Here is a 13,115-nt window from a genome sequence, read left to right as displayed (position 1 = left end):
TGATAGTTATTAGAATATTACCACAATAATAAGTGTTTTTCATAGATAGCAAGAATTTTGACAAATATACGTGGAACGACTGACAACTGGGGGGATGGACATGAAATATGTAATTGGAATCGATTTGGGTTCAAGCGCCGTCAAAGCAATAGTAGTGGATCGAGGGGGGATCGTTCATCAAACCCTATCTAAGCATTACCCAATGATTCAAGAAAAATCAGGATTTAGTGAGCAAGACACAGAACAATGGTACATAAAAACAAAGGAAATCCTCGCAGAAGTAATGAAGAATTTTAACGGAAAAAAAGAAGAGATTGAAGGAATAAGTTTTTCAGGTCAAATGCACGGTTTGGTTCTTTTGGATGAAAACAACCAAGTACTTCGAAATGCCATTCTGTGGAACGATACGCGAACGTCCAAGCAATGTGAAGAAGTGGTTGACGTGCTGGGTAAAGATAAGCTTCTGGCCATTACAAAGAACCAAGCATTAGAAGGATTTACCCTGCCCAAGTTACTTTGGGTAAAGGAAAACGAACCCGATATCTTTGAGAAGGTCAGACACATATTACTGCCTAAAGACTATCTTCGTTATCGACTTACAGGAAACATTGGGATGGATTACTCCGATGCAGCCGGAACACTCTTACTAAACGTAGAGAAAAAAGAATGGAGTCAAGAAATCTGTGAGGCATTTGAAATCGATTCTGCAATATATCCTCCATTAGTGGAGTCTCATGCTTTTATGGGAAATATCACGGAAGAATTTTCACAAGAAACAGGACTCTCAGTATCTACAAAAGTATTTGCAGGCGCAGCGGATAACGCTTGTGGTGCTATCGGGGCTGGAATCCTCACAGAAGGAAAAACGTTATGCAGTATTGGAACGTCAGGTGTGGTGCTCTCTTATGAAACTCCAAATCATACAGATTACCAAGGAAAAGTCCATTATTTTAACCATGGGAAGGAAAATGCTTTTTACAGCATGGGGGTAACCTTGTCTGCCGGCTATAGCCTAAGCTGGTTTCGGGACGTTTTTGCTGAAAAGGAATCGTTTACTTCTCTTCTTGATGGAATAGAAGACATTCCACCCGGCTCAAATGGACTCTTATTCTCTCCTTATCTAGTAGGGGAGCGAACGCCACATGCCGATGCTTTAATTCGTGCAAGCTTCATAGGAATGGATGCGAATCATACGAAAAAGCATTTTGTCCGTGCTGTGTTGGAGGGCGTCACGTTCTCACTTAAAGAAGCACTGGATATCTTAAGACAAAGCCGTAGTCAAATCGATACCATCATATCGATAGGTGGAGGAACAAAAAATAAAGAATGGCTCCAAATGCAAGCAGATATATTCAATGCGGAAATCATTACATTATCGAACGAACAAGGCCCTGCGCTAGGAGCCGCCATTCTAGCAGCATATGGCTGCGGCTGGTACAGTTCCCTGCAAGATTGCTCCAGAGTATTCATATCCTTTGAAGACTCCTTCGTGCCTGATCCTGAAAACGTCGATACCTATGAAATCTTATATGAACTTTACAGAAAAGTATATCAGCAAACGAAAGAACTGAACGAAGGATTGAAGAGGTTTAGGTGATTGGGACGGGAACGTTAAGTCTGAACCCCATATTTATTGAGGGACAAGAAGCAAGGGTGGGAAACGGGGACAGGCACCCCGTCCTAAAACTGAAAAAGACGAAGGGACTAATCCCCTCATCTCTATTTAGACCCTGGGACAAGGGACCTGTCCCTTCGTCCCTTTATCCTTTAAATAACTCAATAACAGGGTCTAATAATCCCGTAAACCTCATAATGAGAAACACGACGCAAAAAATGGTAAATCCGAAACTTAATCGTTGGAAAAATGTTTTGTGCTCTTTCTTTGCTACGCTTGCCATAACTTGTTCACCTCCTGTTTGATTGTTGTTTTATTGCTTTTGTATAACATTCGAATAATGATCACGATTGTTAGAATTCTTCATAATAATTATAGCTGTTACATTCACGATACCCTTTTATATGTAAAAATGTAATATATTAGTATTTGAAGTTAATCATAGCATTGTACATTCTCTTTCAACAAGAAAGAGAATACCAGACGAAAGAATCATTTTCTCTGATATTCCCTTATCTATGTATGTTGGGGGGACAGGCACTCTGTCCCAAGAGTGAAAAAGAGGAGGGGAGTATAACCCCAGTCTCTACTTAGATTTCGGGACAAGGGACCTGTCCCTCCGTCCCTTATGAGGAAAGATCAATCGGATGGTTGTTCCGGTGTTCAGCTTACTCGTTACTTCGACTTTTCCGTCATGTGCTGACACCAGCTGATGAGCAATGGCCATCCCTAATCCTGAGCCGTTATCACTGTCTTTGGTATTTCCGCCGCGGTAATATTGATTAAATAGGTTTTGTATGCTTTCAGAATCGATCCCTGTCCCGTTGTCTTCCACACTTATGATGATGGAGTCCTCTGACTTCAGTACCCTAATGTTAATGATGGTCCCGATAGGGTTGTGTTTGATGGCATTGACCACTAAATTATTCATAATTCTCGTAAACCATTTTGGATCCACATCGAGGAACACCACCTGATGGGCTGTCTCGAGAAGAATCGGTTTATCAGAGGATTGATGCTGGGTCATCCATTTTTGCAAGAATGAAATGACGTCGATTCTCTCTTTATGGAGGGGGAGGGCATCATTCTTCAGTCGATACGTCAGGTTCAGATCTTCAATTAATTCACTCATATAATGGGATTTGTCTTGTATGATTTGCCCGAATTCATTCATCTCGTTTTGACTCCACGTATAAGAATCAGAAACGAGGAGGGTGGAGTATCCATAGATTGAGCTGATGGGAGTCTTTAAATCATGGGAAAGACCCGTAATCCATTCTTCTCTTGTTTTGTCCATTTTTTTCTGGATTTGTTCATTTTTCTTCAAGGTGGATGTGAGCTTTTCCAAAGAATGAACGACATCCTTAAAGAAAGCGTATCGTTTATGCAGCATTCCTGCTTTATTTAGTAAAGGGCTTACTCCTTTTTTATTTAGAGGGATGACATATTTTCCTTCAGACATATCGTTGATCCACTTCATCATATACAACAAAGGAACCCCGAATTTCTTTCCGTACCATAGCCCCAGTAATATGATCATTAGGCCAAGAATGGTAGAAACGATCAAGAAGCCTTTGATAAACGAACGGTCGATCATGCCATCCGTGATCGCATCGGGGCTGTAGTATGTATTCTCCGTACCAATTACATATAAATGACTACTGCTGTCAGGACGGTATAACGAAAGGTCATACTTTGAATTCCACGGTTCTTCCTTGACTCCCAATAGTTCGTTAAACGAGTAGTGTAACGTCTTAGGTGCTCCGTAATCCTTGATCATATCTCCCTCAGAGTTATAGATCTGTATCCAGGCATCGTTTTGAACTAAATAATCTTGAACTTCCTTGCTGATTTCGGGAAAGTCGTCCAATGTGGTCAGTTCATTTTTGATTTTAATGCTTCTTACTTTTTCCCCATAGATGACGGTGTGGCCGTCTGGGATTTTCCAATAGTTCATTCTGTACATTCGGTTCTCTAAGGAGAGTATATCCATGAAGGTATAGGAAGCGGGCAATTCTGATGGAGTATTGTATTGACCGATTACGCGGCCATCCCGATTAACGACTTGCAGCCATCCTTCATTTTTTTTGACAGATTCTTTCACATCTTGATTTATGTTCACTTTCTGTCCCTTAATCTCTATGGCGTGTTCAATGTACTCTTTGGAAGTTCTTGAGAAGTCTGATTTCATCTCAGATTGAGAGATAATGAAGGACAGTGTGACAAGGGCAATGATGATCAGCACAATGATGACAACTAACAAGAAAATGAAGTGCGATAAAAAGTGTATGGTCAGTTTTTTTCGTAGATTCATAGTGTCCGGCTCTTTCCGCTTACCAGCTTATATCCCAGCCCCCTGACAGTTTGCAAAAAAGTTGGCTTGCTGGGGTTTTTCTCGATTTTTTCGCGGATTTTTCTTATATGGACCATGACGGTGTTATCGTCCATCAGTACATGATCTTTCCATACTTGATGATAGAGTTGCTCTTTTGAAAAGATCCTGTCAGAGTTTTTACAGAAAAAAAGCAGGAGGTTATATACTTGAGCGGAACAAGGGACCAGGCGATCCTCAACCCATAACTCTGCCGATTTCGTATTCAGCTTAAAATGACCGAAGTCCAGGATTTCTCCTTCTTCCTTCTCTCCTTGAGAGGCAAGATACCGCTTCATTTGGACCTTTACTCTTGCGGCCACTTCAAGAGGATTGAACGGTTTGGTGATATAGTCATCACCGCCATGGGTGAACCCGGTCAATTTATCCAGATCAGAATTCCGGGCCGAAATAAAGAAGATCGGAGCGTTGGATTTCTTCCTGATCGTTGAACAAATCTCATATCCATGCATATCGGGGAGCATCACATCCAGAAGGATCAAATCATATCGATTGCCTTCCATTAATTTGATTGCCTCCTCCCCGGTTGTGCATGTTTCCACCGACTGGAATCCTTCTTTGTTTAACACCAGCTTTATCATTTTTAGAATTTCCACTTCATCGTCTACAATCAGTATTTTTCCTTTTTCCATTTCTCGGCTCCTTTTTAAGGTAATGTTAAGGATGAGTTAAATTTATCTTAATTTACCAATAGTATACTATTTTTAGAAAGGAGTGGTAATGAATGTGGGCAATATGCATGAATGAATTTAAAGGACATTTTAAAAGTGTTAAATCGATCATCGTCATCGCAATCATCTTTGGGATAAGTTATGTATTGGCAGATTTCATGACTACGGTTGCAGATCAGTTGGATTTAGGTGGGAGTAAGGATGGATTTGCGATTGGAACCCTGATGATCGTATTTGGATTAGGGTTTTTATTTATAGCAGGCCTGTCTCATGATTTAATGAACCGGGAAATCAGCAGCCGCACGATGAGATTTTTAGTGACGAAGACCACCCGAACGAAGATTTTATTAGGAAAATATCTGGGGGTTTGGTTTTTCTGGTTCTTTTGCATAACGGTTTCTTATCTGTTGGTAACATTTGTTTCGAAAGAATTCCTATGGCTTGGTGTTGTGGATTGCATGTTGTTTCTTTCGGTCGCCCTGGCATTGAATCTTATCTTTTCCATTGTGATGCCGAAGCCTGCCGTCTCGATGTTTTTCGGCATCGTATTCGCTCTTGTGTTCCCTGCGCTCAGTTTTTGGGCGATCTATGCCGATAGCATTTATACGAACTGGTTTAAGTATTTAACCCCCTATTATTATTCAACGCTTGGAAGTTACTATATCTTAATCAATCTCATTTATGCGGTATTACTATTCATCGTTGCAAGAGAGATCTTCAAGAGGAGAGATTTATAATGAATGTGATAGAGGCAAACGGACTCACGAAACAATTTGGTTCCAAAAAGGTAGTCAGTGAAGTAAGTTTACATGTGGAAAAAGGGGAGATATACGGGTTCCTGGGAAGGAATGGCGCAGGAAAATCCACCTTTATCAATATGATCACCGGGGTGATAAAACCTACTTCAGGAGAATTCAAGCTGCTGGGTGAAACAAAGCTTGAGAACGTATACAGCCGAATCGGGGTTTTACCTGATTACTCAACCTTTTATGATTCCTTAACCGCACTTGGTCACATAAAATATTTTGCCAGCATTAACGGCAAAAAAATATCAACGGCACAAGGAAAAAAGGTTCTGGATCGAGTGGGGATTTTAGAACATGCAAACGTAAAGGCCGGAAAATTTTCTTTCGGTATGAAGAAAAAATTAGGGATTGCCCAGGCGATCGTTCATGACCCCGATCTGGTCTTTTTGGATGAACCAACTTCAGGTGTCGATGCGGAATCAGGACTTAGCATCCAGCAGCTAATATTGGATTTGAAGAGAGAAGGAAAAACCATTTTCATGACCTCCCACAACTTAAATGAGGTCGAAAAAATCTGTACCCGCATGGCTATCATGAAAGATGGAAAAATTATCAATGAAGGAACATTAGAGGGATTAAGGGCCCATTATTCTTCCTCCATCCAGGTGGAGATCAAGCATTCTTCCCTGGAAAACGGAAACCCTCATCTCATCAACCAGTACCTTGAAACCGTGGGAAAAGAGATCGAGACAAGAGGAAATGTCACATCTCTTGTAATCGAATCAGAAAAGAAAATCCCGCAAATCGTCCGGGCATTCACCGGACATAATATTGATTTATACAGGATTAATGTTGATGAACCGTCTTTGGAAGATATTTTTTTGCAGAACGAATCCGGGGGACAAGGGGACAGGCACCCTGTCCCGCTATAAGAAGTGCCGGGACGCGATACCTGTCCCCATGTCCCAAAAAAAGAGGTGCTCCTAGTGCTTGGAACACCTCTTGGATCTGGAACTGAACTGCCTTCCAATTGAGAAATACATTGGACAAAATGTTATATCATTAAAACTTTAACGTTCGTTTTAGTCTGGCAAATTTGCGGTTTGCTTTTTCTAAAGCGTGTTTAGATCCAAATAATAGTTGGAACATATGGACCCCTCCCGGAGATTTTTATATTTTTCTTAATATCTTTAGTATAAGAAGGATATGATAGGAAGTCAATGATAATTGTATACCAAATACCTTATTTTAAATGTAATTAACGTAAAAAAATAGATGAATAAAGCATTATGGTATACCATAATAAAGAGGTGGATTTCCGAAAACCGTATTAAATCCATGTTATAAGTCAATTATCAGCAAGGAACCGATACTTATGTTGTAATAGGAAAGAGTAAACACAATCAAAAAACCTGGTTTTTTCTGAAATAATGTATACCATACAATTGATTTTCATTCTCAAGAGGTTTAATATATAGAATAATCAGAAAAAAGAATTGGTGATTAGATGATAAAATTCTTATCCGGTGTTTCCATCCTGTTTTATTTGATCAACGAACTTTTCAGTGGTATCAATATTTCTCCCATCATTTCTGTGATTTCCTTCCTGATTGTCATGATCACTTTATTCAGAGTAAACAAGTTTGTAAGGGTGATAGGGGGGACGTTTCTTGTATTGGGATTCATCATGTTGTTGAAGGGTGACGCCGGTTTGAAAGATATTCTGTTTTCATTCGGCCCGATGCTCAATCTTCTGACGTTGTTTGCTTTGGTCCCTTTGTTAGCGCTTCCTATCAAGCTCGGAAACTACTCTGAGAATATTCAAGGCTTTATATCCAGGAGGGTGAAATCCTCAACAAGCTTATATAGTCTCACATCAGGGATTTCATATTTCTTTAGTATTTTCATGAATCTGGCCACGCTGCCGATGACGTATTTCTCTGTCAGGCCGGCTGCGGATGCTTTTCCGCTCCAAGATAAAGAAAGGTTCATGAGCAGAGCGATCACTCACGGATTCTCCATGCCGTTGATGTGGGCCCCGGTGACTCCGATTGTCGGGATCGTAATTGATATGACGGGGGTGAAGTGGGGCGGGTTGCTTCCTTATGTACTTCCTTTAAGTGTGATGGGACTGCTGCTTGATTGGTATACAGGCGGATTCAGAAAGAGGAGAAATCGTCCTTCCTATCGTACAAGCCCCGCCGCTAACGAGACGGCTGCAGCCATTGAGGGGATGGAGGGAAAGGCGGGGGCAGGAAAGCTGTCACATATTTTGCTGGCGATCCTTGCCTTTAATGTCGTGATTTCATTCCTGGAGCATTGGTTGTCCCTTTCGTTCTTGATCGTCGTGTCACTGCTCGTCATTCCCTTCGCTTTCATATGGTGTCTATTGTTGGGAAAAGCACGGAATTTTAAAAATGGGCTGGTGGATCACTATCAGCACCATTTATTAAAAATGAAAGATCAGTTTTTCATCTTTCTGTCTGCAGGTTTCTTTATATCGGCGATTGAATTCTCCCATACAGATCATCTGGTGAATGAATGGATTACCGCTTTCAAGGATACAATCGGGATTGAAATCTTTGTCCTATTAATCCCTCTGATACCTTTGATCCTGGCGTTTATCGGACTTCATCCAGCGGTGGCACTTGCCTTACTGGCAGGAACACTTGACCCTCACAGCTTGGATGTTTCACCCTATATCCTGACGGTTTCCATGCTCGCAGGGGCAGTATCTGCGTTTCTCATGGGACCCTATAACGCAACGATCGGTCTAATGTCTACCATTGTAAAGACAAGCTCCTTCAAAGTATCGAATTGGAATTTTACATTTACGATTTCTTTTCTGGCATTGACCGTGACGTACCTCATCATTTTGCAGATTCTTATATAGGAAAAAAACACCTTCGATTTTTGTATGTTTGTAGATACTAGAATCAAAGGTGTTTTTCGTTGGGATCTCTTTTAAAAATAAATAGAATACAAAAAGAGCTGATTGGTGCGGAGATTTAGATAGTTTGTCTTGGAGAACCCTCAATCTAAAATAAGGTCTGTTTTTTATATTTTTTTAACACGTAATTTGTCCGTCAAAATGTAGCAGAAAAGAGTGGATTGCAGCGGAAGGCAAGTGCCTGGAGCGGAAAGGGACGGTCCCTGTTTTCAAACTATCATTCATCAATTCTGGAAGTTATATAAAGCCAGGGGCTAAGACAACATAGGTACTTAACTTAGAGGAATCTCACCGCAAGCCCCGCGGAAAAAGGTCATTCGGAACGGAAATCAACCATCACTCCCACAAAAAAGCAGGCTTACCTAACCCTCCACATTCCAAAGGATCGAGTAAGCCTGTATAATAACAGATTGAGGTTATTACTTTACTAGACAGCTAATTCATCAGACTTAACCAGCTTGGAATGTTTCGAGTCCTCGCTGTTTCCATTCGCCTTCACAATTTCATATAACTCCTCGCGTGCGCCTTCGATCGTCTCGAAGGATTCGAAGAACTTCACCCGGATATGATTGACATACTCTTTCCCCTCATACTTCTCATACAATTGAATCTTCGCATCGTCATCCAGGACTCTGGCAATGGTATAGGAAGATTTCAATTTATCGAAGAAATAAAAGTGATACGTTTCTACAGGCTGGAATCCGTCATTTTCTAGTATCGTCTGAAAGGTATCCTTGTTGGTCAGTACAATATACTTTTCCATAATAAAACCCACTCCTTCATGATTGATTCAGTACACTTTGTATTTTGTATACCAAATCTTCTTGTCTACAGTGTAAAGGAAGAGCCGAATGAAATCAATATAGTTTTCAGAATTTTTATTTATTTGTTGATTCGTCGCTAATTTATCCTTTTTCACTTTCAAAACTTACAGTCATTTCCAATCTCGTTTTTGTAAGAAAACCTTACGAAAGGGTTTACATTTTTATAGATTCATATGTATACTTAAGAAAATTCTAAAAATTGTGATAAATGTCACGGTAAAGGAGTGTTTTGTATGCCAAATGTCAAGCTGTATGTTGAAGGTGGAATCGTTGAACAGGATGTGAAAGATGGCGCTAATTTGGTTGTACTGGCAGGAATTAAGCAGTTTCCGAAACTGAAATATGGATGCGGGATGGGGAAATGTACGAAGTGTACATGTAAAGTGCTGAGTGGCGGTGAAAACCTGGATCCACCCAATTGGAAGGAGGATAAAATGCTGGGGGAATTGGTGAATGAAAACTACCGGCTCACGTGTCAGCTGAACATTAAAGCGGATATCGAACTGACGCAGGAAGGTGTGGACGTCAAGAAAAGAAAAGCGGCAGCAGAGGCAAAGGGTTAATTTTTTTTGTGGTTTTAATCGGTATACAAAATACCGTAAAAAGTGTAAGGGGTGACAATATGGATTCGTACGTACTGACAAATATGACTTGGGAAGAGGTAGAGGAGGCGTTAAAAACCGTTAAGATGGCGGTCATACCGATCGGGGCCCATGAACAGCACGGTCCTCACATGATTGAAAGCTGTGATGCGGTACTTGCAACCGAGATGGCGAAAAAAATTGCCGAGCGGATGCACCCGCATCTGATCGTTACCCCGACGGTCAATATGGGCGTATCTCCCCATCACATGAATTTCCCGGGGACCATTTCCCTGAAGCCGGATACATTAATCGCGATTTTAAGGGATATGGTACGTTCTTTAAAGCGTCATGGGATCAATAAATTTCTATTCCTAAATGCGCATGGGGGAAATCAATCGACGTTAAGTGTGGCGAGCACGGTCCTGTCAGAGGAGGAGGGGGTTGAGGTTTATTATGCAAAAACCACCTCATCTGCTAAAGAATCGATCAAGGATTTCATCCATTCCCCGATTTTCGGGCATAGCTGTGAACGCGAAGTATCAGAAGCGCTTTACTTAGCACCATACTTGATCAGACCGGACAAATTGACGTCGGGAGACTTCTGTGAAGGGGGGAGATATAAACAATTAAGACCGGGAAAAGCGATTCAAGGATACTATCAGTATGAAGAAATGACGAAAAATGGATGTATCGGGGACGCAACAAAGGCATCGAGAGAGATAGGGGAACAGATTGTTACAGAAGCGACAGAGAATATTGCACAAGCGTTAAGGGAATTATTACGTCTCGAAGTTGAAATGCTGAATTAAATCGCTACAAAAAAGTGGGAAGGGTGAATGCTTTGGATTTATCTGCTGCTCATTGGTTGTATGCATTGGTTACTGCACTTGTCATCGTTACGATGTTGTTTCGGAAAGGGGTTGTACTGCCGACGATCGTCGGGACCTTTTTGGTTGCCTGGTTGTATAAAGGGTCCCTCGTCGGCGGTTTTATGGCGGTCTTCAACGCCAATCTGGTTGCAGCCAGAGAATTATTCAGTATCTTTTTAATTATTACCCTGATGGTCGCTCTATTAAACTCACTGAAAGATATCGGAGCCGATCAACGGATGATCGTGCCCATACAGAAAGTCATGGTCAACGGTCATATCGCTTTTTTCGTATTAATGGTAGTGACGTATGTCATTTCATTGTTCTTCTGGCCGACACCGGCTGTTCCACTTATTTGTGCTCTGCTCGTTCCTGCTGCCATGCGTGCCGGCCTGCCGGCGATGGGGGCCGCGATGATCGTGGCGATTGCCGGACAGGGGATGGCGTTATCGTCTGACTATATCATGCAGATCGCGCCGATGCTGACGGCAACATCCGGGGGGATGGAAACGGTGCAGGTTGCGGATAAAGCGATGATTTTATCGATTATAACAGGAGTGACAGCTGTCGGGGTTGCTTATGCAATGATGTATAAGTCGATTGCCAAGCCGAATAGCGAAGAAGCAGAGAATGCGGTCAACCTATTGAATGCCATGACTGCGGACAAAAGTGTTGTGGAAGCTGAAGTATCCGCGGCGTCTGAGCTTGAGGTTTACAGAGGCAGAAAAGAAATATGGGGGAAAGTGTTTGCTGTTCTCGTTCCATTGTCCATGCTTGCCGTCATGATTTTTATGTTTTCTACCAAGTTTAGTGATGCAGAGGCGGGGAGATTTGCAGGTGGGGACGGTGCTGCCTTTATCGGTGGAGTCGCAGCCGTACTGCTGATTTTGGCTTCCATTGCATTTGGAAGAATCCATGCCCTGGATAAAATCGGGGATCACATCACAGACGGTTTTGTTTTCGCGTTTCGTGCCATGGGTCCTGTTATCCCGATAGCCGGATTCTTCTTCCTGGGGAGCTCGGATTTTACCGGGTCGATTCTATCACTTGGGGAAGAAGCGGCCAAGCCTGCCTTTCTATTCGATCTCGTTCAGTCTGCACAAGCATCTATTCCTGAAAACGCTTTCTTTAGTGCCTTTGGTATCCTTTTAGTTGGTATCATCACTGGTTTGGATGGTTCAGGCTTCTCAGGACTACCTTTAGTGGGAGCATTATCAGGTGCCATGTCAGGTTCAGCCGGGATTGACCCTGGTACACTGGCGGCGATCGGTCAGATGGGATCTGTTTGGACAGGCGGCGGGACACTGATCGCATGGTCATCCCTAGTGGCGGTGGCAGGCTTTTGCGGGGTATCCGTACTGGAGCTCGCCAGAAAGAACTTCATTCCCGTCATGACAGGGCTTGTGGTGGCAACCCTTGCGGCCATATTGTTCATGTAGCCAGCATTAAAATTATAATTTTAAAAAAAATCAGAAAAGTATATTTACAAAGTACGATTCATAGGGTAGTATAAAGTCAATGGTATACCAAATGAACAAGCTAAGTAGTTGTTTTCACGAACTGTATCTCTTTAGATGCTGTCACTTCAGTCGAAAAGGAAGATATGGTTGTTTTTTCAACACTATTTGGTATACAAAATACACAATACAATGTGCAGATCAACTGCAGCATACTTTTAGGAGGAGAATGATCATGACAAAACTATTATCTAAAGATGAATTCCGTAAAGAGCTGGAAGAGGCAATCAAGGGAAATCATAGTCAAAAGGCTCCTTTTACAACTGCTTGGGCAGAAGGGAAGCTCGAGAGAAAGCACTTTGCAAAATGGGCTGAAAACCATTACCACTATGTTGGGCCTTTCGCGAACTATCTTTCTTATATCTATCACAATACGCCTGATCATCCAAAATTCGAAGACGCGAAAGATTTCACCCTTCAAAATATGTATGAAGAAGAAATCGCCGCAGATCGCCATACCGACTTGTTGATCCGTTTTGCTGAAGCGTGTGGAACGACAGGCGATCGAGTAAGAGATCCGAAGAATATGGCTGCAACGACTCTTGGACTGCAAAGCTGGTGCTATTCAGTGGCGGCACGTGAAAACTTCGTAGTGGCAACGGCAGCATTAGTAGTAGGTTTGGAATCACAAGTACCTGATATTTATCGTAAACAAACGCCGGTCCTTCGTGAAAAATACGGATTCACAGATGAAGAAATCGAATTCTTCGACCTGCACATCGTATCGGATGAAATCCATGGAGAGCGTGGATACAAAATCGTGTTGGAGCATGCTGATACGCCGGAACTTCAGCAGGAATGCCTGGAGATTGTGCGTGTAGGAGCGAAAATGCGCCGCATGTACATGGACGGATTATGGAAAGAGTATCTTGAAAAAGATTTAGGTGCTCTTGTACAGGCTTAAGATACTTAGAACATTGTAAAAAATGCATAAGTGGCAGTTTCCT

At 42.0% G+C, this 13,115-nt stretch carries 12 protein-coding genes; 8 read left to right on the top strand and 4 right to left on the bottom strand.

Annotated features, from left to right (window positions below; translation table 11 throughout):
* Positions 1 to 100 precede the first annotated feature (100 nt).
* Positions 101 to 1,597: a xylulokinase gene (gene xylB / locus AAEM60_RS21290; protein ID WP_341357069.1), complete on the top strand. Its 1,497-nt coding sequence runs from the start codon at positions 101 to 103 to the stop codon at positions 1,595 to 1,597.
* A gap of 163 nt (positions 1,598 to 1,760) precedes the next feature.
* Here xylB and AAEM60_RS21285 read toward each other — a convergent pair whose 3' ends face one another.
* From AAEM60_RS21285 to AAEM60_RS21275, 3 genes are all read right to left on the bottom strand, one after another.
* Positions 1,761 to 1,898 (bottom strand): hypothetical protein, encoded by a 138-nt coding sequence (locus tag AAEM60_RS21285; protein ID WP_341357068.1) that lies wholly within the window; start codon positions 1,896 to 1,898, stop codon positions 1,761 to 1,763.
* 303 nt (positions 1,899 to 2,201) lie between these two features.
* Complete coding sequence (locus AAEM60_RS21280; RefSeq protein WP_341357067.1) at positions 2,202 to 3,929, bottom strand: HAMP domain-containing sensor histidine kinase; 1,728 nt, start codon at positions 3,927 to 3,929, stop codon at positions 2,202 to 2,204.
* The gene (locus tag AAEM60_RS21275) at positions 3,926 to 4,639 is read right to left on the bottom strand and encodes a response regulator transcription factor (protein ID WP_341357066.1); all 714 of its coding nucleotides are present in this window, start codon (positions 4,637 to 4,639) and stop codon (positions 3,926 to 3,928) included. The genes AAEM60_RS21280 and AAEM60_RS21275 overlap by 4 nt, the downstream gene beginning before the upstream one ends.
* A gap of 92 nt (positions 4,640 to 4,731) precedes the next feature.
* Here AAEM60_RS21275 and AAEM60_RS21270 point away from each other — a divergent pair, with 92 nt between their 5' ends.
* From AAEM60_RS21270 to AAEM60_RS21260, 3 genes are all read left to right on the top strand, one after another.
* Positions 4,732 to 5,415, top strand: coding sequence for an ABC transporter permease subunit (locus tag AAEM60_RS21270; RefSeq protein ID WP_299744452.1), 684 nt, complete (start codon positions 4,732 to 4,734; stop codon positions 5,413 to 5,415).
* The gene (locus AAEM60_RS21265; RefSeq protein WP_341357065.1) at positions 5,415 to 6,356 is read left to right on the top strand and encodes an ABC transporter ATP-binding protein; all 942 of its coding nucleotides are present in this window, start codon (positions 5,415 to 5,417) and stop codon (positions 6,354 to 6,356) included. The genes AAEM60_RS21270 and AAEM60_RS21265 overlap by 1 nt, the downstream gene beginning before the upstream one ends.
* A gap of 575 nt (positions 6,357 to 6,931) precedes the next feature.
* Positions 6,932 to 8,317, top strand: coding sequence for a hypothetical protein (locus tag AAEM60_RS21260; RefSeq protein ID WP_341357064.1), 1,386 nt, complete (start codon positions 6,932 to 6,934; stop codon positions 8,315 to 8,317).
* 484 nt (positions 8,318 to 8,801) lie between these two features.
* Here the strand turns inward: AAEM60_RS21260 and AAEM60_RS21255 are convergent, their stop codons facing one another.
* On the bottom strand, positions 8,802 to 9,137 hold the full coding sequence (locus AAEM60_RS21255; RefSeq protein ID WP_341357063.1) for a hypothetical protein: 336 nt from the start codon (positions 9,135 to 9,137) through the stop codon (positions 8,802 to 8,804).
* A gap of 294 nt (positions 9,138 to 9,431) precedes the next feature.
* Here AAEM60_RS21255 and AAEM60_RS21250 point away from each other — a divergent pair, with 294 nt between their 5' ends.
* The 4 genes from AAEM60_RS21250 (at position 9,432) to AAEM60_RS21235 (ending at position 13,072) form a co-directional block, all read left to right on the top strand.
* Positions 9,432 to 9,761 carry a 2Fe-2S iron-sulfur cluster-binding protein gene (locus AAEM60_RS21250; protein WP_341357062.1) on the top strand — a complete coding sequence of 110 codons (330 nt, stop codon included), beginning with the start codon at positions 9,432 to 9,434 and terminating at the stop codon, positions 9,759 to 9,761.
* A gap of 59 nt (positions 9,762 to 9,820) precedes the next feature.
* The gene (locus AAEM60_RS21245) at positions 9,821 to 10,591 is read left to right on the top strand and encodes a creatininase family protein (RefSeq protein WP_341357061.1); all 771 of its coding nucleotides are present in this window, start codon (positions 9,821 to 9,823) and stop codon (positions 10,589 to 10,591) included.
* 32 nt (positions 10,592 to 10,623) lie between these two features.
* Positions 10,624 to 12,090: a hypothetical protein gene (locus AAEM60_RS21240; RefSeq protein ID WP_299744469.1), complete on the top strand. Its 1,467-nt coding sequence runs from the start codon at positions 10,624 to 10,626 to the stop codon at positions 12,088 to 12,090.
* A gap of 253 nt (positions 12,091 to 12,343) precedes the next feature.
* The gene (locus tag AAEM60_RS21235; RefSeq protein WP_299744472.1) at positions 12,344 to 13,072 is read left to right on the top strand and encodes an iron-containing redox enzyme family protein; all 729 of its coding nucleotides are present in this window, start codon (positions 12,344 to 12,346) and stop codon (positions 13,070 to 13,072) included.
* Positions 13,073 to 13,115 lie beyond the last annotated feature (43 nt).

The sequence above is a fragment of the Rossellomorea sp. y25 genome, from assembly GCF_038049935.1.
GTDB lineage: Bacteria > Bacillota > Bacilli > Bacillales > Bacillaceae_B > Rossellomorea.
The sequence above is the reverse complement of the archived record's forward strand: the minus strand, read 5'-3'. Positions and strand labels throughout refer to the sequence as shown.

Bases quoted from the DNA above. Each gene is read 5' to 3' on its own strand.
- AAEM60_RS21280 (WP_341357067.1), bottom strand. From the start codon at position 3,929: ATGAATCTACGAAAAAAACTGACCATACACTTTTTATCGCACTTCATT.
- AAEM60_RS21255 (WP_341357063.1), bottom strand. From the start codon at position 9,137: ATGGAAAAGTATATTGTACTGACCAACAAGGATACCTTTCAGACGATA.
- AAEM60_RS21270 (WP_299744452.1), top strand. From the start codon at position 4,732: ATGTGGGCAATATGCATGAATGAATTTAAAGGACATTTTAAAAGTGTT.
- AAEM60_RS21265 (WP_341357065.1), top strand. From the start codon at position 5,415: ATGAATGTGATAGAGGCAAACGGACTCACGAAACAATTTGGTTCCAAA.
- AAEM60_RS21250 (WP_341357062.1), top strand. From the start codon at position 9,432: ATGCCAAATGTCAAGCTGTATGTTGAAGGTGGAATCGTTGAACAGGAT.
- AAEM60_RS21260 (WP_341357064.1), top strand. From the start codon at position 6,932: ATGATAAAATTCTTATCCGGTGTTTCCATCCTGTTTTATTTGATCAAC.
- xylB (WP_341357069.1), top strand. From the start codon at position 101: ATGAAATATGTAATTGGAATCGATTTGGGTTCAAGCGCCGTCAAAGCA.
- AAEM60_RS21235 (WP_299744472.1), top strand. From the start codon at position 12,344: ATGACAAAACTATTATCTAAAGATGAATTCCGTAAAGAGCTGGAAGAG.
- AAEM60_RS21275 (WP_341357066.1), bottom strand. From the start codon at position 4,639: ATGGAAAAAGGAAAAATACTGATTGTAGACGATGAAGTGGAAATTCTA.
- AAEM60_RS21245 (WP_341357061.1), top strand. From the start codon at position 9,821: ATGGATTCGTACGTACTGACAAATATGACTTGGGAAGAGGTAGAGGAG.
- AAEM60_RS21285 (WP_341357068.1), bottom strand. From the start codon at position 1,898: ATGGCAAGCGTAGCAAAGAAAGAGCACAAAACATTTTTCCAACGATTA.